Source organism: Devosia sp. RR2S18 (assembly GCF_030177755.1).
GTDB classification, from domain to species: Bacteria; Pseudomonadota; Alphaproteobacteria; order Rhizobiales; family Devosiaceae; genus Devosia; species Devosia rhizosphaerae.
Map to the genome: position 1 here is coordinate 1,050,669 of NZ_CP126539.1, position 21,807 is coordinate 1,072,475.

Sequence of the window (21,807 nt, forward strand, 5' to 3'; positions counted from 1 at the left end):
GGGAGGTGGCGAGTTGCTGGTGTATGGGGATTTGGAGTGCGTCGAAGATCGTGCCGGTGTCGCATCCGATGTCGAATGCCGCCTTGAGCGTATTGCCCACCTAGAGCTCGGCATTGACCGGCATGCCGCACTTGTGGCCGCTTACATCCGCCTAGGCGAGCTCGTGCAAGGTATCGCAGATGCCGAGTTCGAGAAGGCCGGAGCGGATGAGCACACCTCTTTGCAGCAAACAGGGAGCGAGCTGCTGCTGCTCTTGGCTCATGTGCTCAAATCCTCCTGGGAAAGCGGCGTTCGCGAGCAGGTTCTGCCACCGTGCCAGGACCAGTTGAGGATCCTTGCGCAGCCCGGTCAGATCCGGACGAAGCAGGCCGAAGGCTTTGCCTTTTACGCCCTATATCCGGAAAGCTACCTCCTGGCTGCGGCCCAGTCCGGCCTTCCCCCCAGCACTGTCGTTATTGGTATTCGGAGCATCGGCACCAGCCTCGCGGCTATGGTGGCCGCAGGCCTCAATGCCGGTCCAGCACTGACGGTCCGTCCCTCCGGACATCCGTTTGACCGCCAACTTTCGATTGCCCCCGACCTTGAGGAACGGATCCTGCGTGACAGGAACGCTCCATTCGCAATTGTTGATGAAGGCCCGGGCTATTCCGGCAGTTCCTTGAACTGCGTTGCCGACTGGCTTGTGGAGCGCGGCATGGGTGAGCACCAGGTTCACTTTTTCCCTAGCCATGGAGGGGAGCTGGGCGGCGCCGCGCAAGAGGCGCATCTTCGGCGCTGGGCGAATGCCAACCGGCACTTTGTCGGTTTCGACGAAATCGTTTTCAACGATGGGCTGCTGAGTTCCTGGGTCTCTGCTGCGGTCGGAAACCTGACGGCACCGATGGAGAACCTCTCTGGTGGTGCCTGGCGCCGCTTTCAGGATCGTCCCTCTACCATCCCGGTGGACACAGCCCTTGAGAAGCGCAAGTTCCTGGCCCGGACCACCGGTGGTGACTATCTGGTCAAGTTTTCTGGACTGGGCGCCTTCGGTGAGCGCAAGTTGGCCTTGGGCCAACAACTGGGCCAGAAGGGGCTGACCTCAGAGCCCGTGGCGCTTTGTCACGGTTTTCTGGTGGAGCCGTGGGTCGCTGGTGATGAGCTGCAGCTGCCGCTGAAGCCGGATCAGGTGCAGCAAGTTGGCCGCTACCTTGCGGTCCGCGCACGCCAAATGGCGCCCTATGCTGGTGCCTCTCTCCCAACTCTTTTCGGAATGGCCGCATACAATGCGGGTCAATGTCTTGGTGGTGGTGCCGAAGAGCGGGTTCGCAACGCCCTTGGTGATCCTGCACGATTTCACCCGCAGCCCTGCTGCACCGATAATCGACTGCATCGGTGGGAGTGGGTTGTCACCGAGGACAACTCGCTCCTGAAGACGGATGCGCTTGACCATCATGCCGCGCATGACCTGATCGGAAGTCAGGACATCACCTGGGACATCGCCGGCGCGAAGGTGGAGCTGGCGCTGACTCACGGGCACTTGGCTCAGTTGGTGGAGATAGTTCGAGAAAGTGCCACTGCTGATCTCGCGCTGCTGCAGGCGATGGAGATCTGCTACCTCGCCTTCCAGATAGGACTTTGGACACAGGCCGCTGGCCGGTGCGGCGCTGCTGAGCAGGCTGGTATCGCTGCCCTGATTCAATCCTATTCCCACCGGCTCGAAAGCTGTGTTGCCGGGCAGCACGACACAGCCGAGGGCTCCGCGACGGCAGCGGCAGCGTCCTAGTTCTCGACCCGTATTCGTACGGGGAGGAGAGCCCTTCGCTCAACATTTATCTAGCCAGATTGCGGCGGCTTCGCGGCGGCAAAAGTTCATCGGAATGCGCCTCGGGTTGATCTCCGAGGCGGAATAGCCTAGGTTGCATTCAAAGCACGTGAACATTGATGGATGTTGCGCTGGATTCTGTATGGGAATTCGGCGGCCTTCTTGTGTTTGTGCAAATGTAAAAGGAGATATTGCTTAGCTGGCTGTGAATACAGTCGCGGCGATGCAACATCAGCTACATGCCACCTAAGTTAAAAGTTCAAAACATCTTTAAGATCTTTGGAGACCAGCCGCAGATCGCACTGGAGCGGTTGCAGCAAGGACAGAGCAAAGAAGTCATTTTCGAAGCAACGGGCCAGACGGTCGGCGTCCAAGACGCCAGCTTCGACGTCGAAGAGGGGCACATCTTCGTCGTCATGGGGCTGTCCGGTTCGGGGAAATCCACCTTGGTCCGCATGCTCAACGGGCTGATCCGCCCCACCAGCGGCGAAATATTGATCGACGGGGAGGATGTAGCCTCCTGTTCAGCCGAAACACTGCGTCGGATTCGTCGGGAGAAAATCTCGATGGTCTTCCAGCACTTTGCGCTGTTTCCCCATATGAGCGTGCTTGAAAACGCTGCCTACGGGCTGCGGGTGAAGGGCGTTGGCGTGGCCGAGCGCCGCCGCCGTGCGCTTCACGCTCTGGAGCAGGTGGGCCTTGCCGCCTATGCCGAGAGCAAGCCGGGAGATCTCTCGGGTGGTATGCAACAGCGTGTGGGGCTTGCCCGAGGCCTAGCGACTGATCCTCAGGTGCTGCTGATGGACGAGCCGTTTGGTGCACTCGATCCGCTCATCCGCCGGGAAGTGCAGGACGAGCTGCTGCGCCTGCAGAAGACGCTCAAAAAGACCATCGTCTTCATCACGCACGACCTCAACGAGGCGCTGCTGTTGGGAGACCGCATCGCCATCATGAAGGATGGCGAGCTCGTCCAGATCGGCTCTGCCCAGGAGATCGTCGACAGTCCAGCGAACGAGTATGTGGCAGCCTTCGTCGCTGACATCGATCGCGGCAAGGTCTTCACAGCCGATACGATCGCGCAGGAGCCGGTGTCATTGCAGTTGCATACCGACACGGCCGAAACCGCCCTTCAGAACATGGAGGATCTCAATCGCAACGCGCTTTATGTCCTCGATGGCGAAGATATTGCCGGCGTCATCACCTATCAGGATGCGGTCGTCGCCGCCCGTGACGACAACACCACGCTGGCCGAGGCCATGACATCGGGCTTTTCTTCCGTCGAGGCCGGTGCATCCCTGCACGAGCTCTATGGCCCCGCCAGTGCTGGCCTGCCGATTGCAGTTACAGACGAAGACAACAAGCTGGTCGGCGTCGTCGAACCCGAGGCGGTTCTGGCGCAATTGTCAGGCGAAGCCGTGACGCCGCCGTTAGCTGAAGATGAGGCGAAAGGAGCGACACATGCCTAGTCCATCCGATCTCCTGATGATTCCGTTCGACGACTGGGTCAACGTGCTCGTCCGCGAATGGATCGTGCCGAACTTCCGACCCTTCTTCAGGGCAATGCAGGTGCCGGTCAGTTCCGTACTTGCCTGGCTCGATACCTTCTTCAATGCTGTGCCGATGCTGGCCTTCACCGCGGTGCTCGCCTTCATCGCCTGGCGCACCGCTGGTCGTGGCGTAGCAATTTTCACCGTCATTGCCCTCGTTTTCATCGACATGATCGGGCTCTGGCCCGAGACAATGACCACGCTCTCGATGATCATCACTTCGGTGCTGTTCTGCGTGGTGCTCGGCATCCCCTTGGGTATCCTGGCGGCCCGCAGCGACAAGGTTCTCGCGGTGGTCCGGCCGGTGCTCGACATTATGCAGACCATCCCGTCCTTTGTGTATCTTGTGCCCATCGTCATGCTTTTCGGCGTCGGCATGGCTCCGGGGATCATCGCCACCATCATCTTCGCTCTGCCCCCGATTGTGCGCCTCACCAATCTTGGCATCCGCAATGTCCGCGCCGACCTGATTGAGGCCGCGGAAGCATTCGGTTCCACCTCCTGGCAGATGCTCAAGGACGTGCAGTTTCCGCTCGCCCTGCGCACCATCATGGCAGGCCTAAACCAGACCCTAATGCTGGCGCTCTCGATGGTGGTGATCACTTCCATGATTGGTGCCGGAGGCTTGGGCCTCACGGTTTACACCGGTCTCGGGCGCCTCGATGTTGGCGGCGCCACAGCAGGCGGTGTCGGTATCGTTCTGCTCGCCATTATTCTGGATCGCATTACGCAGGCTCTAGGCGAAAACAGCGGATTCCGCACCGTTTCGCTCCGCCATACCCTGCTCACCTTCTTCCGCCGTGGCCGCCCTGTGGTCACCGGGGAAACGCGAAAGGCAAACTAGCCTTTCTCAACGCGGCGCAAGTCTGCGCCACTTCGAGCGGACCCTAAGGTCCGCAACAACAAGAACCAACAAAGGGAGACAAAAACCTATGTTCCGTCTCACGAAGTCCCTCGCCGTCCTCTCCGCTGCAGCCATGCTGTCGGCGGCTCCAGCAGCCGTGCTCGCTCAAGAAGAGCCGGGTGCCGGCACCACGATCAATATGGCACAGGCCACTTGGGATACCGGCTGGTTCCATGCCGAGATCTACAAGCAACTGTTTGAAGAACTGGGTTATGACGTGCAGGGCCCGACCACGCTCGACAACCCGCCCTTCTATCAGGCGGTTGCTCAGGGCGACGTTGACCTCTGGGTCAATGGCTGGTTCCCGCTGCACAACACCTATCAGAGCACTTTCGAAGGTCAGGCCGAGATCATCGGTGCCGTCGCCGAAGGCGGCGCTTTGGAGGGCTATCTCGTCGACAAGGCGTCGGTCGAAGAGTTCGACATCCAGTCTCTTGAGGACTTCAAGCGTCCTGAAGTGAAGGAAGCCTTCGACCGGGACGGTGACGGCCGTGCCGACCTCGTCGCTTGCCCTCCGGGCTGGGGCTGCGAGATCAATATCGAGCATCATCTGGACGCCTATGAACTGCGCGACCACGTGAACCCCATCAAGGCCAGCTATTCGGCTTCGATGGCCGACGCGGTTGCCGCCTATGAAGCAGGCGAGCCGATCTTCTTCTACACCTGGACGCCAAACTGGACCGTCAACGAGCTGGTGCCGGGCGAAGACGTGATGTGGATCGAGGTCCCCGAGGTCAATCTGCCTGAAGATATGGCCGATCTCGCCGATGCGGCTGTGCTCGAGGGCGTCGAAGGCTGCGTCGCCGATCCGTGCAAGCTCGGCTTCCCTGCCAACGACATCGTGCCGGTGGCCAATTCGGCCTTCCTTGAAGACAACCCGGCCGCTGCAAAGCTGCTCGAGGTCACTTCCATCCCGCTGCAGGCCATCTTCGCCCAGAACGCTGAGATGAATGCGGGTGCCGGTAGCTCCGAAGACATCCAGAACCAGGCATCCACCTGGATCGAAGAGAACCGCGACATGGTTGACGGCTGGCTTGAAGAAGCTCGTGCCGCCGCGCAGTCGTAAAAAGACGCCGGCTGCCTAAGCGCAGCCATGGTGGACTGAGGGCTCCCGCGCAATTGCGCGGGAGCCCTTTTTACGCGACATACCAGAGAGTCTTCGGGGTGTTCCGGAACCACTAAGGGGCCGGCTCGTTTTTGACGCAGCGTCAAGCTACCCAATTTCCGGAGATGACAATGGCTAACGAAAAGACTCTCGACGATCTGTTCCTTGAGACACTCAAGGACATCTATTACGCCGAAAAGCAGATCCTGAAGAACTTGCCGAAGATGGCCAAGGCAGCTCAGTCCGACAAGCTCAAAGCCGGCTTCGAGCAGCATGCCGAAGAGACCGAAGGTCAGATCGAGCGCCTCGAGCAGATCTTCGAGATGATCGGCAAGGCCCCGCGCGGCAAGACCTGCGATGCGATCCTCGGCATTCTCGAGGAAGGCAAGGAAATCATGTCCGACTTCAAGGGCGCGCCCGCACTTGACGCTGGCCTGACCGCCGCGGCACAGGCTGTCGAGCACTACGAAATCGCTCGCTACGGCACGCTCAAGACCTGGGCTCAGCAGCTGGGCATGAACGATGCCGTCAAGCTGCTCGACCAGACCCTGTCGGAAGAAATCGCCACCGACAAGAAGCTCACGCAGGTTGCTGAAGCCAGCGTGAACCAGAAGGCCGCTTAAGTCTTCTAAAGGCACGGACCTTGGGTCCGTGCCTTTCTTCTGGCGCCTGGGGTGGGGATGCGCAAGAACACAGATCTGGCCGAAGCTGTTCGGAACACTGCATATTTCTTGTGGGAGCAGGACGGCAGGCCGGAAGATCGGGCATTCCACTACTGGCTCAAGGCCAAGGAGATGCATCAGCGCCAGCTAGCCTATGATAAATGGCTGGCCGAAGGCACACCGCAGGAGCGCGCCGAGGATAATTGGCGGGCTGCGGCCGGTGAAATTGAAGAGAAATGAAAACGGGCCCCGCAGGGCCCGCTTTTGTATTCGCCTCCAGAACAATCAGTCCTTGGCGCGTTCCACGTAGGAATTGTCTTCCGTGAGGATGACGATGCGGGTGCCGGTATCGATGTGCGGCGGCACCATGACGCGCAAGCCATTGTTGAGCACGGCGGGCTTGTAGGACGACGACGCTGTCTGACCCTTAACCACTGGTTCCGTTTCGACGATCTCGAAGGTCAGGCGCTGCGGCAGTTCCATCGAGAGCGCCACACCCTCATGGGTCATCAGGTGCACCTTCATGCCATCGGTGAGATAGGCCTTTTGGTCGCCGATGACGTCGTCGGGAACTGTGATCTGCTCATAGGTCTGGGGCTCCATGAAGTGGTGCCCTTCGCCGTCGGAATAGAGATAGTCATAGACACGATCGTCGACGTCTGCCTTCTCGACCATTTCCACGGTGCGCCAGCGCCCGATCACCTTCACTCCGTCGGAGATGCGACGCATGTTGACGTTGGTGACCGAATTACCCTTGCCGGGGTGGACGTTCTCGGCGGTGAGGATGACATGCAGATTGCCGTCCTGCTCGACGACGTTGCCCTTGCGGAGCGACGAGGCGATGACCTTGACCATATTTCTTCCTTGTTAGAACTCGTGGCGCGGCGTAGAGCCGTTTTGTCCAGCGCGCCGTCAATAAACTCTGTCGGTGCGCCAACTACCCTATCTCTTGGGAAATCTCTAGTCCGAACGGCCAAGAGCGCGTGAGCAATTCTTCTGACATGCCCGAAAGCTCCTGGTGGTCGCCGCATAGGCATGCCGACCGACGACCAATTCTGCTGGCGCGGAACCGGATCGATGCTGCACTGCGGCAGTACCTTGTCGAGCGGGATTTCCTGCTGGTGGACCCGCCTGGGTTGCAGCGTTCGCCCGGCAACGAGACGCATCTGCACGCTTTCGGCACGACGATGATCGGCAATGACGGGGAGGGCAAGGCTATGTATTTGCACACCTCTCCCGAATTCACCATGAAGAAGTTGCTGGCGGCCGGCGAGCGGCGGATTGCCAGCTTCCAGCATGTCTGGCGCAATCGCGAGCGGAGTGCGCTGCATCATCCTGAGTTCACTATGCTCGAGTGGTATCGCGCGGGCGAGGACTATGGCGTTATAATCGAGGACTGCCTTGCCATGCTGCGCCTTGCGGCGGAGACTACAGGGGCGAAAAAGCTGCAGTTTCGCGGGCGAGAGGCCGACCCATTGGCGGAAGCCGAGCGGATCAGCGTTGTTGAAGCCTTCGCAAGATATGCGGGAATCGATCTTCTCGCGACCATCGATGCCGATGGTATTGCCGATGGCGATGCCTTTGCCGAGCAGATGACGGAGCGCGGGCTGAGCGTGCCCGAGGATCGCAGTTGGAGTTATCTCTTCAGTCGCGTCCTGGTCGAGAAGGTCGAGCCAAATCTAGGCCTTGGGCGGATCACAGTGCTTGATCGCTATCCCGCCTGCGAGGCGGCGCTGGCCCGGCGGGCGGCGGATGATCGGCGGGTGAGCGAGCGTTTCGAGCTCTATGCCTGTGGCGTGGAACTGGCCAATGGCTTCGGCGAACTGACCGATCCGGAGGAGCAGCGCCGCAGATTTGCCGCCGAGATGAACGAAAAACACCGACTTTATGGGGAGCAATACCCCATCGATGAGGAGTTTCTGGCAGCTTTGGCGATCATGCCCGAGGCAAGTGGAGTGGCAATGGGCTTTGACCGTCTGGTGATGCTTGCCACGGCGGCGCCGCGGATCGAGATGGTGCTGTGGGCGCCGGTTGCCGAATGAAGCCCGCTCGCGCCATTAAAACCGTAGACGAACTGGTCGGGGCCGGCCTTGCTCGCGATGCCGCCGTCTTAGCGGCAGTGGCGTCGCGCTACGCCATTGCGATCACCCCAAGTGTTGTCGAACTGATGGACAGTTCTGCACCAGATGACCCCATAGCGCGACAATTCGTGCCCTCGGACGCTGAACTGGTGACGACGCCCGAGGAGCGGGCCGATCCGATCGGGGATCTGGCGCATTCTCCGGTCGAGGGTATCGTGCATCGGTATCCCGACCGGGTGCTGCTCAAGGCTGTGCATGTGTGTCCGGTTTATTGCCGCTTCTGCTTTCGCCGGGAGATGGTAGGTCCCTCTGGCTTGGGGACGCTCACGGCTGAAGCGCTGGACCGCGCCATCAACTATATCGCGGCGCATGAGGAGATTTGGGAGGTTATCCTCACCGGCGGCGACCCCCTGGTCCTCTCGCCGCGACGGCTGCGGGAGATCACCGCGCGGCTGGCCGGGATCGAACACGTTAGAATTGTGCGCTTTCACACGCGGGTGCCTGTGGTGGAGCCCGAGCGGGTGGATGGCGCGCTGATCGATGCACTCAAGGCCAGCGGCAAGACCACTTACCTGGCGCTGCATGCCAATCACCCGCGGGAGTTTTCACCGGCTGCGCGTGAGGCTGTCAGGCGGCTGGCGGATGGTGGCGTGGTGCTGGTCAGCCAATCGGTGCTGTTGCGGGGGGTGAATGATGATGTCGAGACGCTCGCAACCCTGATGCGGACCTTCGTCGAAAACCGCATCAAGCCCTATTATTTGCATCACCCCGACCTGGCGCCGGGGACCAGCCATTTTCGTCTGTCGATCGAGGAAGGCCAACGGCTCGTCTCGGCACTGCGGGGGCGAATCTCGGGGCTATGCCAGCCGACCTATATCCTCGACATTCCCGGGGGGTACGGCAAGGCCGATATCGGCACGAGCGCAATCACGGGCACCGATGGTTGCTTCACCGTTCGCGACCATCGCGGGCAGGAGCACCTCTATCCGCCGGCGGAATAGAGCTTGAAGCAAAGCGGGCGCTGCTGCACCTTGCTTCCTGGGAAGCAGATGTGGTGCGCCATCCGGATTTGATGGACACGAAGTATGAGTGACATGGGTCACAATGGCGGGCCGCCGCTCGAGGAGCCGCACGAATGGGGTGCGGGGCCGGTGGGCAAGTATTTCGACTGGAAGCATGCTCATCGCGAGGCCTTCGAGGTGCCCTACGAAATTGCGCTGATGCGGGCACGGCGGGCGGCGGCACTGGGGCTGACTTACGAGGAATATACGCTTGAGCTGATGGAGCGCGGGCGTTTCCTCCAGGCCAGTGACACCGAACGCATCATGCAGATCAAGCTCAAGCGGCCGGTGGAGTGGTGAAGCGGTGGTAGTAGGCACCCTCACCCTTTCTTCCTCTCGAGGGGGAAGGGTGAAGAAAGGGAGCGCTTACGCGGTCTCCAACGCCTTGCCGGCCGGGAAGATGCCGGACATGACCACAAAGCCAGGGATGCGGCGGACGCGGTCTGTCCAGCGCCGGAGGGCAGGGTAGTCCTGCCGGCTGATGCCGCCTTCCTCGGAAAGCATCACATAGGGAAAGCAGGCGATGTCGGCGGTGGTGGGGTGTGCGGGTGAACAGAGCCAGTCGCGGCCGTCGCGCTCGCCGAACCAGAGATGCTCGTCCATGATGCGGAAAATGCGGTGTGCGCCCTTTTGCGTGGCTTCCACGTCGAAATTGTAGTCATAGCCGAGAGCGAGCCGAGCCGCCGAAGAGGTGCTGGTGATGTCATCGGCCACTGCATGCCAGCGCAGGATTTCGGCGGTGACTGACGGGTCATCAGGGAACCACTGCCCTGTGGGATCATACTTTTTCGCGAGATAGGCAAGGATTGCGCCGCTGTCAGACAGGACGAGGTCGCCGTCCGTGAGCACCGGCAATTGGCCGAACGGGTTGAGGCACAGGAACCAATCGGACTTGTGCTCGCGGCCGGGGAAGAAGTCGACCGGCACGATGTCGTAGCTGACGCCCAAAATGCTCATCAACAGGCGGAGCTTGTAGCAATTTCCAGAAAGTTCAAAGTCGTAAAGAGTGATCATGGGCAGTCACGGAGCGATGGGCTGGGGGAGGCGGGAGCGGGGTGCATGATCAGATATCCAGAACTAGCCGGTCGCCCTTGGCGCGGCTGACGCAGGTGAGGATGGCGGTATTGGCCCGCTTCTCGCTCTCGTTGAGGTAGACGTCTTGGTGGTCGACCTCGCCCTCGATCACCCCGCAGAGGCAGGTGCCGCAGGCACCCTGCTCGCAGGAGGAGGGGACCGACAGGCCCGCTTGGCGCATGGCTTCGAGGATGGTCTTGCCGGCCGGTACATGCAGCGTCATCGCCGAGCGCGCCAGTTCCACGTCGAAGGCGGTGGAGTTGTCGATGATCTTGTCGTTCTTGAAGTACTCGAAATGGACGGCCTCGTCGGGCCAGTTCCGGGCCGCCGCCGTGGCGCGCACAGTTTCCAGCATGGACGCTGGCCCGCAGACATAGACGTGCTGGGCAAAGCTGTACTCGCCCAGGATCTCGGCAATGCGAGCACTACTCGCTTCGCGCGGCAGCCCGGTGTGGAACTCGACGCGGCCATGCAGCACTTCGAGTTCGGAGCGGAAGGCGACCTGCTCGCCCAAACGTGTGAAATAATGCAGCTCATAGGGCAGGCCGGACTTGTCGAGAAAGCGAGCCATGGAGAGGAGCGGCGTAATGCCGATGCCGCCGGCGATCAGCACGGTGCGGGTGGCGTCGCGGCGGAGCGGGAAATTGTTGCGGGGCTCGGAAATGGCGAGCACGTCGCCCTCGCGCACACGCTCCACCAACACCTGGGAGCCACCGGTGCTGGTGCTCTCCTGCTTGACGCCGATGACGTAGCTGAGGAGTTCGCCTGGACCATTGGTGATGGAATATTGCCTTGTCATGCCGTTGGGCAGGTGCACGTCGATGTGGGCGCCGGGTTGGAAGGTTGGGAGGTGGCCGTCGCGCGCCGCCAGCTCGAAGCCCATAATGGCGTCAGCCGACTGCCATTTGCGCTTGACCACAACGGGGATCGTGTTGCCGCGCGGCACGGCGATGTCGGGCATGGTCGCAAGATCGACCGAGACCTGCTCGAAGACCGGCTGCAGGGGCGCCGGCTGCGGCTTGCGAGCGGCGGCTCGCTCCAGCCGATCGCGCAGCCGGGTCAGCATCTCGTTGTAATGCCGCAGCACCGTCAACGGAGCTTCCGGACGGCCGGCGTGGAGGCCGCGAATGACAGCGCGGGTGGAATCGACCGGCTGTACGAACCAGGTGACGGGCGCCAACCGCACGACCAGTTCGGAGAGCATCTCGGCCGGCTGGTCGTCGGGTGCGAGCCGCGCCAGGGCTGCGGCGACGTCTTCCGGCGCGGCGTTGACGGGCATGGGCCGGAGCGCAATCCAGTCAGCTGCTTCCGCGCCTGGGAAGGGGGCGAAGGGCAGCTCGGCATTGGCGGCGGACCAGACAAGGCCGAAGGCCTCCCGCACTGGGTACTTGCGGTTTTCGATGCGGCGAGCCGGTGCGTCAGCGGGGTGGGCGGGAATATAGGTGCAGCCAGCGGAGCGATTGGCATAGCGCCAGCCGTGATACTGGCATTTGAGCTCCTGGCCCTCATTGATACCAATGGAGAGGCGCACGCCCCGATGGAGGCATCGGTTTTCCCAGACATTCACATTGCCGTCGTCGGCGCGCCAGACGGCCAATTCCCGGCCCAGTAGCTGCCCCTGATAGACATGGCGGAAGGGCAGATCGTCCGAACTGGCGATGGGGTACCAATGGGGATCGGTGAGGGAAAGGGGCATGGTCGATCAGATCCGAAGTCTGTTGGATCGCGCCACGATCGAAATTCGTGTTTGGCGTGGCCCTGGCGTACGGGGCAACGTCTCTACTCTATGTCATCCCTGCGAGAGCGGGGACCTCTGCTGGGTTGGCAGCATCTTCAACAGGGATTCCCGCTCGCGCGGGAATGACCCTGCGGGTGGGCTGCGCCGGTCACCCCGCCTGCGGGATGACCCCATAGGTGATGCCCTTTTGGCTCAGCCACCGGCGGTAAGCGATGGCGCTTTTGTCGGCGCGGATCGGGGTTTCGGCGCGCGGATCGAGCGGCAGCTTCTTGGGGTATTGGTTTTCGAGAATGGGCTTGTCCTGGCCGAAGATGGTCTGCTGAAATCGGCGCAGCTCGGTGATCGAATTGGTGGAATCGATCATCGACTGGAGCAGATGAGCGCGGCAGCGTTCTTCCGTCATGGGCTGGAGGAAAATGCCGATGACATCGCGGCGCGTTTCGTCCTCGGGGCAGGATTTATAAAGCACCGAGCAGAAAGGATGGGGGACACGATAGACATACTCGACTTCGATGCTGCCGCTGGCCGAGAGAGCCGCTCTGGGCTGCATGAAGCGGCATTTGGTGGCCAGCACCTCGTCCCGCTCCTCGGAGACTTCGACGTCGTATTCCTTGACCTCGGTATGGGGCTCGGATCCCAGGATATCGGTGTGCACATAGGGGAAGTGCCCCATGTCGAGGAAGTTCTCGACGGCACGCGGGGCCGAGACGTGGATGCCGATGGACCCGCAGCTCATGTTGACCCGGTCCGGCTCGGCAAATTCGGGAATGGGAAAGAGCTCGCTCTGCGGAGTGCCCAGGCTGGTCCAGACATAGCCGTAGGCGGTCTTAACCGGCAGGCGCTCGAGGATGGTCTCGGGGTCGATCTCATCGCCCGCTTCTTCATCGCTGCGCAACCAGACGACAGGCGCGCCATCACTGCCGCGCGTCAGTGCGAGGCGCGTGTCGAGCAGCAGGGTGGTTTCCACCATCCCAACGGGCAGTTCGTCAGTGGCGGCAATGACGTGCCAAAGATCGCGCGTGACGGGGTCGAGTGATGAAGGCATGACAGGTCTCAACTTTGCTCTTCAGCATAGCGCGGTCGAACGCCCGTGCCACCCGAAAAGTTCGTCCTGGATCATGCGCCGGATGGTTCGCTTCGATCCGGCGCCGTGGCATAAGGCTGAGGAAAGGGAGAAGCAGATGGCAAGCACGGAACAGGGGGCACGGTTTCCCGAGGCGCTGCTCGAGGAACGCGTGGCCGGTGCGTTGCGGGCGGCAGGCGCCAGCGAGGCTTCGCTCGGCGCCGCCACCACGGCTATGCTGCATGCGAGCCAGGTAGGCGTGGACAGCCATGGCGTGCGGCTGACGGAACATTATTGCCGCATGCTGGGCGGTGGACGGCTCAACAAGAACCCACAACTCCAGGTGGAGCGTCGCGCGGCGGGCAGCGCCATTGTGCATGGCGATGACGGGCTTGGGCACTACGCCATGTACCACGCTGTTGAGGTAGGCATGGAGCTGGCGCGCGAAAGCGGCGTAGCCGGGGTGGGCGTTAGCCACTCCTCCCATCTTGGTGCCGCCGGGGCCTATGCCTTGGCGGGGGCGGAACTGGGCTTTGTCACCTTTGCCACCACCAACACCGATTCCATGGTGGCGCTGTTCGATGGCGCCGAGCGATTCCACGGCACCAACCCGCTCGCCTTTGGCGCGCCGGTGCCGGGGCAGAAGCCGTGGCTGCTCGACATGGCGACCTCGTCGATCCCGATGAACCGGGTGCTGCTGCACCGGTCACTGGGGCTGCCGCTACCCGAGGGTGTCGCAGCTGACGCGGACGGGCAGACGACCACCGATGCAGATGCGGCCGAGATGCTGCTGCCGCTGGGCGGCGCGGATTATGGCCACAAAGGCGCTGGGCTGGCGGGCGTCGCCACGCTGTTCTCGGCGCTGCTCACCGGGACGACACTCGATACCGATTTCATCCCCATGTATGGCGGGGACGATATCGCGACCCCGCGGAACATGGGCCACTTCGTGCTGGTCATCGACCCCGACAAGTTCGTTGGGCGCGAGCTCTTCGGGCTGATGATCACGCGCTATCTCGCGAGCCTGCGGGGGGCGCGGGTGCGGCCCGGCGCTGAGCGCGTCCTGGCGCCGGGCGATCGGGAGTGGGAGGAGGCCGCAAGTCGGGCCGAAAAGGGCATCCCCATCGACCCGGATACGGCGCGGTTCCTCGGGCTCTAGCCTTCGCGGTAGATGTCGAAGGGGCCGAAGGCCTGGGTCGTTGCCATGAGCTGCAGGCGATTGACGTTGACATGGGCGGGCAGCGTGGTGGTCCAGAAAATGGACTCCGCGATATCATCGGCATTCATGGCCTTGGTGCCCGCATACGGCTTGGCGGCCTTGTCCTCATCGCCCTTGAAGCGGACCAACGAGAATTCCGTCTCGGTCAGGCCCGGCTCGATATTGGTGACGCGGATGTTCTTGCCCTGCACGTCGGACCGGAGGTTGAGCGCGAACTGCTTGGCGAAGGCCTTGGTGGCGCCATAGACCGAGCCTCCGGGATAGGGGTAGTCGCCGGCCACCGAGCCCAACGTCACCACATGCCCCCCGCCGCGGTCGATCATGCCCGGCAGGAGGAGCCGCACGGTATAGACGAGGCCGGTGATGTTGGTGGCGATCATGGTCTCCCAATCGCCGAGATCGGTCTCATGCGCCGGCTGGAGACCCAAGGCGAGACCGGCATTGGCGAGGACGATGTTGACGCCGGCAAAGGGCGGCGGCAGGTCGGCGATGGCCTGCTCCATGGCCGCGCGGTCCTGCACGTCGAGCGGGATGATGTGGCAGTTTTTGGCGCCGAGTTCGAGCTGCAGCTCCACCAGGCGCTCCTCGCGCCGGCCGGTGGCGATCACTTTGGCGCCCGCTTCGGCATAGCGGCGGGCGGCGGCGGCGCCGAAGCCGGAGGTGGCGCCAGTGATGAAGACCACGAAGGTGCTGGGATCGAGCAGCTGATACATCGATTGTGTCCGTGAGGCTTGGGTCAGAGGAGGCGAGGACGTTGTACCGGCAGGGCCGCTCCCGTCAACCGCCGCCCCTAGTAGTCGCGCTCGTAATAGACGCCGACGCTCGACTCCCCGTTTTGCGCGGCGGCCCCCTTAACGGTCAGATCATCGGTGACATCGAGATTGATGGTGACCCGCGAGGTTCCGCCCGCGCCGGCCTGCACACCCAGATAGATATTGTCCTGGATATAGGTGCCGGCGGCGACGCCGACATTGCCCGCGTCATCGGTGACGATGTCGAGATCGGCAAGTCCAGCCGCGCCACGGAGGCTGTCGGTAAGGCCGCCACCGCCGCCACCCACAAGGCTCGCGGCTGCGCCGGCCAGACGGGCCAGTTGGAGCGGGGAAAGCTCGCCCATGGAGCGGTTGAAGATGAGGCGCGACAGCACCTCGTCCTGCGGCAAAGCGGGGTCGGAGGTGAAGGTGACATCGATATCGGAGGCGCGACCCGACACGGTGATGAAAACCGTGATGTCGTCGCCCTCGGTGCTGGCCACCAGATTGATGAAGGGATCGAGATCGCCCACCAGTGTCACGGTGCCAGAGTCAAAGACGATGCGCTGGCCCAGGATATCGAGTCGGCCGCGGATCAACGACAAGCCACCAACGGGCTGGATATCGCCGATGGGGCCGATCAGGCGGACCGAGCCGCCGACTTCGGCGTCCAAGCCACGACCACGGATGAACACCTGGTTGGGTGCGTTAAGCCTCACGTCGAGCAGGAGGCCGCGCGGGCGGTCCTGCGGGACGGGTGCTCCCGATTCATCGATGCGGGCGCGCTCAAGCGTCCGTTCGACGGCGGGGGGCGTGTTGACGTGCTCGACATCGATCAGTTCAGCGGCGCCGCCGAAGAGCTCGGGCACGGTAATGTTGCCTTCCTCGACGAAGAGGTCACCCGAAAGCAGTGGCGTGCCGGTGAGGTTGCCAGTGAGGCTTAACCCCCCGGTGACAGTGGCAACGAAGATATTGCCATCGGCATAGCGCGCCGAATTGAGCGCGATCCGGATGTCGGCCGGGAAACCACCGCTGAGGCCAATCGAACCCGAGGCGCTGACCGTGCCGCCGGAGGCGAGGCTGGCGCCCAGATTGTTGATGACGAGCCGGTCGCCACTAAGGCTTGCCGAACCGGTGATCCCCACGAGGCGCAGATTGAGCTCGGGGTCGACATAGCCGGCATTGCTGGTGGCAACGGTGCCGCTGAATTGCGGATTGGCGAGGCTGCCGGTGACATTGGCGTCGAGGGTAACGGTGCCGCTCAGTTGGGCGCCACGCTCCGCCACGAAGCGGTTGGCGAAGGCGAGGGGCGCCGAACCGGTCAGCGAAAGATCAAGGCCGCTGCCATCGAGCGGGACAGTGCCGGAGCCCGACAGGGTCAGCCCGCCCGAACCAGTGGCCGAGAGCGAAGCCAGTCGCACCGTGCCGTCAGCATAGCTGCCGCTTGCCGATGCGGTCAGCGGTGCAATACCGAGATCGCCGATGGCGGCGGCATCGACGCCTGCGGCCTGGGCCTGGAAGCTGACTTCCGGATCGGTGGCGCTGCCGCTGATCTGGGCCGTGCCGGTCAGGGTGCCGGAGAGCCCTAGATCGGGAGCCACCGTGTTGGCGATCGAGAGGGGCAGGGCATTGACGTCGAGGGAGACATCGAGGTTTTCGCCAGCAGTGCCCGTGGCGGTGATGGAGCCTGAACCCACATCAAAGCGGATGCCGTTCAGCCCGACACTGGAGCCGGCTACTTCGAGAACCGTCGGCTGCGCGAGGCGGGCGGAGAGATCTCCCTGGGCCAGTTGGGCGCGATCTATGGCGAGGCGGTAGCCGTCCTCGATCGAGGTCAGCGTCCCCGCCAGATCGACATCGGTGCCGGTGGCAAGGCGTGCCTGGGCATCGAAGCTGGTCGACCCGCCGCTCTGGTTGGCGGTGGCTGTGAGCGTCTCAATGTCGACGCCGGCAGCGGCAATGTCCGACCCGTTTATCGAGCCATCTATCATGGGTACGCCGAAGAGATCGGCAATGCTGGCACTGATGTCAGCCGATCCGATGGTTATACCCTCGGCGCTGAAGTCGCGCAGGGTGCCTTCGACGGTTGCATCCTGCCGCCCACCGGTGGCGCCCAGTTCCACAACGGCATCGACACCGCCACTGGCTTCCTGCAGCGCCAGGGCTGCTGCAAGGGAAATGTCGCTGGCGTCGACGCGCAAGGTGCCATCGATGAGCCCGGTGTCGGCCGCGCGGGTAAAGGCCCCCTCGATATCGGTACCCGCAACGGCGAAGTCGAGATTTTGCAGGCTCTGAGCTTCATCGGTGACGGAAACGTCGGCGGAGAGTTGGGCGAGGTGGCCCTCGAGCATGGCCGAGCCATCGATCGTGCCGCCCAGATTGCTGCCATCAAGGGCGCCATCAAATCCGATCGTCGCGTCGCGCACCGAGCGGCCAGCCAGGGTGCCAGAGGGAACAGTGCCATCAAGGCGCAGAATGAGCGGTTCGCCTTCTTGCGATTGGGCGGTACCGACAACCGACAGCGCGCCAGTCGCCTGATCAGTCAGGAGGGCCAGCTCGGCCAGATCGAGATTGAAGGCGAAGTCGGCCTGCTGGCTTGAGAAGGTGCCGTCCGCCGCAATCTGCACCTGCTGGTTGGCAATGCGGAATTCGTCGGCCATGAACCCGGCTTCGGTGCGAGCGATCTGGCCCGACAGGGTGACTGTGCCTGCGAGAAGATCGTCGGCCACGGCGTCGTCGATCGAGAGATCGGTGCCGGTGCCATCGAGCGTCAGGCTGAACCCGCCGGTCAGCGGCATCAGCGAGCCGGTGGCGGCAAGCGACAGGGAGCCGTCAAGGTCACGGCCCGCAAGGCCGGAGAATGGCGCAATGCTGGATGTCTCGAGCGCGATGTCGCCGTGGAAATCGGTGCCATCAACAATGCCATTGAGGACGGCGGTCAGCGCGTCGCCGACTACCCGGAACTCGGCCAGTTGCACCGGTTCGCCGGCATTCCAGAGCCCGGCAATGCCGATATCGATGGAGTTGCCCAGGGCGGCCTCCACTTCCTCCGATGCGGTGATGCCTGAAATGGTGCCATCACCGTTGAAGGTCAGTCGCCGTGTCTCTGGATCGGAGAGGTTGGCGGCGACGCCACCCAGATTGAGGGCGACGCGATCGGCTGCAAAGCCATCGGTCTGGTAGTCCTCGACCGAGAGAACCGAGGTCCACTCCTCTTCGGTTTCGCCGCCAAAGGCGATGACCAGTTGAGCGGACTCCACCTGCGTTGATGCACCGGGCACCGGCAGGGTGACGGGCCCGCCATTGGGGTCGGCAATGCTGGCGTTGAGCGCCAGCGTGCGTAGGAAATTATCTGCCGTCGTTTCAGCCGCCGCTTCGAGGTTGAGCTGGCCGCCTGAAAGCTGGAGGTTGCTGATGGAGAAGCCACCTTCGTCCCGGACGAGAGCATCCACGGACAAAGCCGTCTCTGGACCGAAGAACGGCCGGTATGGTTCGGCGACCAGGGTCGAAAGGGGGCCGCCCACATCGGCGTCCACCTGAAAGCCCTCAGCGACCTGCGAAATGGTGGCAACGCCGCTCAGCGCTGTCTGCCCGTTGGCCGCGAGGGTGAGCTGGGTCTCAAGATCGGAAACGGGACCACTGCCAGCCAGGGTCAGCGTGACAGCCGGGCGGCCCTCGATATTGAGCAGGTTGGCGATGACGCCGTTTTCGGGCTCCACCAGGGCAAGGCTGAGGTCGAGAACGTTGGTCTCGTTGGTATAGGCGACGTCGAGATCAAGCGTGCCGCCCGGTCCGTCCAGACGCACGATGTCAAGGCTGGTGTCGAGATTGCCGTCCTCCAGTGTCAGGCCTCCGGTCAGGGAGATCTCGGAGCCCAGACCGAAAACGTCCTCGCCAAAGGTGACGCGGGGAACCGTCACTTCCTCGATGTTAACAGCGACAGGAAACTCGGGCACCTGGAAGGTACCTGCTTCGGGTGCTGGCAGGTCGACGGCTTCGCTGGGGTTCGGATTGCGCAGATACTCGATGGAATCGGCTGCAAGCGTCTCGACTTCCAGCCGGCCCAACAGCAGGGCGGCCTGGTTCCAGTCGAGCCGCGCATTGTTGACGCGCAGCCAGACACCCTCGTCGTCGGCGATGGTGATTTCGTCGATCTGCACATTGGAGCCGAGAACGCCGTCGATATTGGAGAGCCTGATCTGACGTTCGGGCGTCGAGAGACGATCCTGCACCAGTGTGGTCAGCCAGTCCTTCTGCTCCTCATTGTCCATTTCCAGCGGGTTGTCCTGAGCGACCGCAATGACGGGCACCGCAACAGGGCTGGAGAGGGCAATGCAGAGCGCCAGGGTGCGCGAAGTGGAGCGGATCATGGTCATCAGAAAGCCTGCCCTATGCCGGCATAGATGGCGTAGTCAGGATCGCCGGACCGCTTGTTGAGCGGGATGGCGATGTCGAGCCGGAGTGGGCCGAGGCCGGTATAGTAGCGCACACCGACACCCGCGCCGAGGCGAAGATCCTCCAGGCCGGGGAAGGTATCGGCAGCCACATAGCCGCCATCGAGGAAGCCGACCACGCCGAAGGTCTCGTTGATCCTGGCGCGCGCTTCCACCGACGCTTCCAAGAGATAGCGGCCGCCGGTGACGTCGCCCGAGCCATCCTCAACGCCGATCGAGCGATAGCCATAGCCGCGGACCGATCCGCCACCGCCGGCGAAAAACAGCTTGTCGGGTGGTATTTGACTGAGGTCGGGGCCAAGCAGGGCACCACCGCGCAGCTTGCCGGCGATCACGAACGGATCCTCATCGCCAAAACCGAAATAGGTGCGGCCCTCCAGGATCACCCGCGCCTGCGGATTGTCGTAGTTGAACTCGTAATAGGGCTCGACATCGGCCTGGACATACCAGCCCGAGGTGGGATCAACCGTATCATCGCGGAAATCGAGCGTGGCACCGGCATAGACGCCGGCAATCGAAAAGTCGCGCGTGCCGAAAACATCCTCGAACCGGCTGCGCTCATATTCGGCGCCGCCCGAAACGGTGATCTGGTCGGACAGGAAGTGGGTGAGGCCCAACCGGGCACTGCCGGAAATTTCGGTATAGCGTGGATAGACGTTGCGCTCAGCGGCGATGGACGCCACCAAATCGGTGTCGGGGTGCAGAAAGCCGGGCTTGGTGAACGTGCCACCAAAGAAATAGTCGAATTCGGCGGTGTCGACGGGATAGCCGATGCCGGCGACCCGGGCATCGAGTCGCAGCCGTTCCGCCTGGCCGAACAGATTGCGCCAGAGGTGGAAAGCCTCGGCACCCAGACCATCCACGGTGGAATAGCTGGCGCCCACGCCGAAGCGGCGGCCCCGACGCTCCTGCACAATCAAATCATAGGGGAGCAGCCCATCGGCGCCCACATCCTCGGCAGCTTCAAACCGCGCCGAGCGGAAGACCTGCAGGCGATCAATTCGGGCTTGAGCCCGGTCGATCTCGTCGGGATCGTATTCCTCCCCGACGACGAGGCCCGTCTGCTGGCGCACGAACGCAGGGTTCATGCGCTCGGTGCCGACGACACTGACCGGACCGAAAGCGGCATAGGGGCCAGGATTGATCTCAAGTGCGACATCGACCGTGCCGGTCGCATGGTCAGCCACCACATCGCGGCCGGCGATGCTGGCCTTGGGATATCCCAATTCACGCCATGCCTCGAGAGCGAGCTGCTCGGCACGAAGAATGGCGCTGGAGCTGGCGATCTCGGCAGCGGCGAGCCCGACGCTCGACGGCGGCTCGACATAGTCATAAGGGTCGGTGGTAGGTGGGGCCGTGTTAGTCAGCACCACGCGGTTGAAGCGGAAGAGCGGACCGGGTTCGACGAACAGCGTCACCGGAACCGGGTCGGGCAGATTGGTGTCAGGGGGCAGGGTGGCAGCCTCCACCCCGTTGACACGGATGCTGACCACGCCACCATAATAGCCCTCGTCATAAAGGGCGGCGATGATGCGGCGATAGTCGCCTCGGGCTGTGGCCAGTAGGCCGGCGGCGCCTGAGGCGGGCTCATCCTGCCCGGCCACGAGTGACGAGGCATTGCGGACGGCATCCACCACGTCGCCCACACCATTTACCGAGACATCGAGCACATAGGGTTGCGGGTCGGCGATAACTGCGTCGACCGCGCTCTCGTCCTCGAAGAATTTGATGCCAAAAAGCTCAAACGCAGTTGCCGGTGCCGCCGTCATCAGTGTGGCGGCAACGCACAGGGCGCTCATACTCGATACCAAACGCGCGATATGCAGTGGACCAGTTCCCGCCCGTTACGCCTCTGCCGCAGCAGACGCTCAGTTTGCCCCTGGGGCCATAAGATAGGGTTAAGTGTCTTCACCCCGGCTGCCGAGTGCGCCAGCCGGCGTCACATCGATGGCGAGTTTAAGGCTGCAGCGGGATGATAGACACCCCTAAAGTTGTGCAGCGCCCTAAGAAGCGGCTGAATCGTGGCGCCGATGGCACAGTCCAAATGAACCAATGGAACAAAGTGCCCGTAAGAGATTTGTCAGGTAACAGTTTGCACTTGGGAAGGTCCTTAGAATGAAAGCTCTAAATCTTATTACGCTTCTGCTGATCATCATCGGCGGTATCAACTGGCTGCTGGTGGGTGCATTCCAGTTCGATCTGGTTGCTGGCCTGTTTGGCGGGGTGGATTCACCGCTCGCTCGCATCGTTTACGTCCTTGTTGGCCTCTCTGCTCTCTACCAGCTGGTGCCGTTCTTCAAGGCAATGTCCAGCGACGAAGTGCACGCCGAGCGCGGCCGCCACTAA

Annotated in this window: 18 protein-coding genes; 11 read left to right on the top strand and 7 right to left on the bottom strand. The window is 62.6% G+C overall.

Annotated elements, in window-relative coordinates:
- The first annotated feature begins 19 nt into the window (after positions 1-19).
- The 6 genes from QOV41_RS05080 to QOV41_RS05105 all read left to right on the top strand — a co-directional run bounded on the left by QOV41_RS05080 (position 20) and on the right by QOV41_RS05105 (position 6,259).
- Positions 20-1,762, top strand: a complete 1,743-nt coding sequence (locus QOV41_RS05080; RefSeq protein WP_284579957.1) for an adenine nucleotide alpha hydrolase family protein — start codon at positions 20-22, stop codon at positions 1,760-1,762.
- A 278-nt stretch (positions 1,763-2,040) separates the two neighbouring features.
- The gene (locus tag QOV41_RS05085; protein ID WP_284579958.1) at positions 2,041-3,267 is read left to right on the top strand and encodes a quaternary amine ABC transporter ATP-binding protein; all 1,227 of its coding nucleotides are present in this window, start codon (positions 2,041-2,043) and stop codon (positions 3,265-3,267) included.
- Positions 3,260-4,192: an ABC transporter permease gene (locus QOV41_RS05090; RefSeq protein ID WP_284579959.1), complete on the top strand. Its 933-nt coding sequence runs from the start codon at positions 3,260-3,262 to the stop codon at positions 4,190-4,192. Before QOV41_RS05085 ends, QOV41_RS05090 begins: the two co-directional genes overlap by 8 nt.
- Positions 4,193-4,280: 88 nt before the next feature.
- Positions 4,281-5,318, top strand: a complete 1,038-nt coding sequence (gene proX / locus QOV41_RS05095; protein ID WP_284579961.1) for a glycine betaine/L-proline ABC transporter substrate-binding protein ProX — start codon at positions 4,281-4,283, stop codon at positions 5,316-5,318.
- Between the two features lie 170 nt (positions 5,319-5,488).
- Positions 5,489-5,980: a YciE/YciF ferroxidase family protein gene (locus tag QOV41_RS05100; RefSeq protein WP_284579962.1), complete on the top strand. Its 492-nt coding sequence runs from the start codon at positions 5,489-5,491 to the stop codon at positions 5,978-5,980.
- Positions 5,981-6,037: 57 nt separating this feature from the next.
- The gene (locus tag QOV41_RS05105) at positions 6,038-6,259 is read left to right on the top strand and encodes a DUF2934 domain-containing protein (RefSeq protein ID WP_284579964.1); all 222 of its coding nucleotides are present in this window, start codon (positions 6,038-6,040) and stop codon (positions 6,257-6,259) included.
- A gap of 45 nt (positions 6,260-6,304) precedes the next feature.
- On the opposite strand, the gene efp is transcribed toward QOV41_RS05105, so the two are convergent.
- Positions 6,305-6,874, bottom strand: coding sequence for an elongation factor P (gene efp / locus QOV41_RS05110; protein ID WP_284579965.1), 570 nt, complete (start codon positions 6,872-6,874; stop codon positions 6,305-6,307).
- A 146-nt stretch (positions 6,875-7,020) separates the two neighbouring features.
- Here efp and epmA point away from each other — a divergent pair, with 146 nt between their 5' ends.
- The 3 genes from epmA (at position 7,021) to QOV41_RS05125 (ending at position 9,461) form a co-directional block, all read left to right on the top strand.
- Positions 7,021-8,061, top strand: a complete 1,041-nt coding sequence (epmA, locus tag QOV41_RS05115) for an EF-P lysine aminoacylase EpmA (RefSeq protein WP_284581184.1) — start codon at positions 7,021-7,023, stop codon at positions 8,059-8,061.
- Positions 8,058-9,101: a lysine-2,3-aminomutase-like protein gene (locus QOV41_RS05120; protein WP_284579966.1), complete on the top strand. Its 1,044-nt coding sequence runs from the start codon at positions 8,058-8,060 to the stop codon at positions 9,099-9,101. Before epmA ends, QOV41_RS05120 begins: the two co-directional genes overlap by 4 nt.
- A gap of 84 nt (positions 9,102-9,185) precedes the next feature.
- A complete protein-coding gene (locus QOV41_RS05125; RefSeq protein WP_284579968.1) occupies positions 9,186-9,461 on the top strand; it encodes a hypothetical protein in 276 nt (91 codons plus the stop codon).
- A gap of 66 nt (positions 9,462-9,527) precedes the next feature.
- On the opposite strand, the gene QOV41_RS05130 is transcribed toward QOV41_RS05125, so the two are convergent.
- The 3 genes from QOV41_RS05130 to QOV41_RS05140 all read right to left on the bottom strand — a co-directional run bounded on the left by QOV41_RS05130 (position 9,528) and on the right by QOV41_RS05140 (position 13,018).
- A complete protein-coding gene (locus QOV41_RS05130) occupies positions 9,528-10,175 on the bottom strand; it encodes a glutathione S-transferase family protein (RefSeq protein ID WP_284579969.1) in 648 nt (215 codons plus the stop codon).
- A gap of 49 nt (positions 10,176-10,224) precedes the next feature.
- The gene (locus QOV41_RS05135; RefSeq protein WP_284579970.1) at positions 10,225-11,931 is read right to left on the bottom strand and encodes a Rieske 2Fe-2S domain-containing protein; all 1,707 of its coding nucleotides are present in this window, start codon (positions 11,929-11,931) and stop codon (positions 10,225-10,227) included.
- Positions 11,932-12,121: 190 nt separating this feature from the next.
- Entirely contained in the window at positions 12,122-13,018 is an 897-nt protein-coding gene (locus QOV41_RS05140; protein ID WP_284579971.1) for an aromatic ring-hydroxylating oxygenase subunit alpha, read from the bottom strand.
- A gap of 136 nt (positions 13,019-13,154) precedes the next feature.
- Between QOV41_RS05140 and QOV41_RS05145 the strand changes: the two genes are divergently transcribed.
- Positions 13,155-14,195, top strand: a complete 1,041-nt coding sequence (locus QOV41_RS05145) for an Ldh family oxidoreductase (RefSeq protein WP_284579973.1) — start codon at positions 13,155-13,157, stop codon at positions 14,193-14,195.
- Here the strand turns inward: QOV41_RS05145 and QOV41_RS05150 are convergent.
- The 3 genes from QOV41_RS05150 to QOV41_RS05160 all read right to left on the bottom strand — a co-directional run bounded on the left by QOV41_RS05150 (position 14,192) and on the right by QOV41_RS05160 (position 21,260).
- The gene (locus QOV41_RS05150) at positions 14,192-14,968 is read right to left on the bottom strand and encodes an SDR family NAD(P)-dependent oxidoreductase (RefSeq protein WP_284579974.1); all 777 of its coding nucleotides are present in this window, start codon (positions 14,966-14,968) and stop codon (positions 14,192-14,194) included. The two genes, QOV41_RS05145 and QOV41_RS05150, sit on opposite strands and share 4 nt — an antisense overlap.
- Positions 14,969-15,045: 77 nt before the next feature.
- Positions 15,046-19,383: a translocation/assembly module TamB domain-containing protein gene (locus QOV41_RS05155; protein WP_284579976.1), complete on the bottom strand. Its 4,338-nt coding sequence runs from the start codon at positions 19,381-19,383 to the stop codon at positions 15,046-15,048.
- Positions 19,383-21,260, bottom strand: a complete 1,878-nt coding sequence (locus QOV41_RS05160; RefSeq protein WP_284579977.1) for an autotransporter assembly complex protein TamA — start codon at positions 21,258-21,260, stop codon at positions 19,383-19,385. Before QOV41_RS05160 ends, QOV41_RS05155 begins: the two co-directional genes overlap by 1 nt.
- 316 nt (positions 21,261-21,576) lie before the next feature.
- On the opposite strand from QOV41_RS05160, the gene QOV41_RS05165 reads away from it, so the two are divergent.
- The gene (locus tag QOV41_RS05165; RefSeq protein ID WP_284579978.1) at positions 21,577-21,807 is read left to right on the top strand and encodes a DUF378 domain-containing protein; all 231 of its coding nucleotides are present in this window, start codon (positions 21,577-21,579) and stop codon (positions 21,805-21,807) included.

What these genes read in the sequence shown, in the direction of transcription:
- QOV41_RS05085 (WP_284579958.1), top strand. Translation starts at nt 2,041, where the DNA reads ATGCCACCTAAGTTAAAAGTTCAAAACATCTTTAAGATCTTTGGAGAC.
- QOV41_RS05090 (WP_284579959.1), top strand. Translation starts at nt 3,260, where the DNA reads ATGCCTAGTCCATCCGATCTCCTGATGATTCCGTTCGACGACTGGGTC.
- proX (WP_284579961.1), top strand. Translation starts at nt 4,281, where the DNA reads ATGTTCCGTCTCACGAAGTCCCTCGCCGTCCTCTCCGCTGCAGCCATG.
- QOV41_RS05100 (WP_284579962.1), top strand. Translation starts at nt 5,489, where the DNA reads ATGGCTAACGAAAAGACTCTCGACGATCTGTTCCTTGAGACACTCAAG.
- QOV41_RS05105 (WP_284579964.1), top strand. Translation starts at nt 6,038, where the DNA reads ATGCGCAAGAACACAGATCTGGCCGAAGCTGTTCGGAACACTGCATAT.
- efp (WP_284579965.1), bottom strand. Translation starts at nt 6,874, where the DNA reads ATGGTCAAGGTCATCGCCTCGTCGCTCCGCAAGGGCAACGTCGTCGAG.
- epmA (WP_284581184.1), top strand. Translation starts at nt 7,021, where the DNA reads ATGCCCGAAAGCTCCTGGTGGTCGCCGCATAGGCATGCCGACCGACGA.
- QOV41_RS05120 (WP_284579966.1), top strand. Translation starts at nt 8,058, where the DNA reads ATGAAGCCCGCTCGCGCCATTAAAACCGTAGACGAACTGGTCGGGGCC.
- QOV41_RS05125 (WP_284579968.1), top strand. Translation starts at nt 9,186, where the DNA reads ATGAGTGACATGGGTCACAATGGCGGGCCGCCGCTCGAGGAGCCGCAC.
- QOV41_RS05130 (WP_284579969.1), bottom strand. Translation starts at nt 10,175, where the DNA reads ATGATCACTCTTTACGACTTTGAACTTTCTGGAAATTGCTACAAGCTC.
- QOV41_RS05135 (WP_284579970.1), bottom strand. Translation starts at nt 11,931, where the DNA reads ATGCCCCTTTCCCTCACCGATCCCCATTGGTACCCCATCGCCAGTTCG.
- QOV41_RS05140 (WP_284579971.1), bottom strand. Translation starts at nt 13,018, where the DNA reads ATGCCTTCATCACTCGACCCCGTCACGCGCGATCTTTGGCACGTCATT.
- QOV41_RS05145 (WP_284579973.1), top strand. Translation starts at nt 13,155, where the DNA reads ATGGCAAGCACGGAACAGGGGGCACGGTTTCCCGAGGCGCTGCTCGAG.
- QOV41_RS05150 (WP_284579974.1), bottom strand. Translation starts at nt 14,968, where the DNA reads ATGTATCAGCTGCTCGATCCCAGCACCTTCGTGGTCTTCATCACTGGC.
- QOV41_RS05155 (WP_284579976.1), bottom strand. Translation starts at nt 19,383, where the DNA reads ATGACCATGATCCGCTCCACTTCGCGCACCCTGGCGCTCTGCATTGCC.
- QOV41_RS05160 (WP_284579977.1), bottom strand. Translation starts at nt 21,260, where the DNA reads ATGAGCGCCCTGTGCGTTGCCGCCACACTGATGACGGCGGCACCGGCA.
- QOV41_RS05165 (WP_284579978.1), top strand. Translation starts at nt 21,577, where the DNA reads ATGAAAGCTCTAAATCTTATTACGCTTCTGCTGATCATCATCGGCGGT.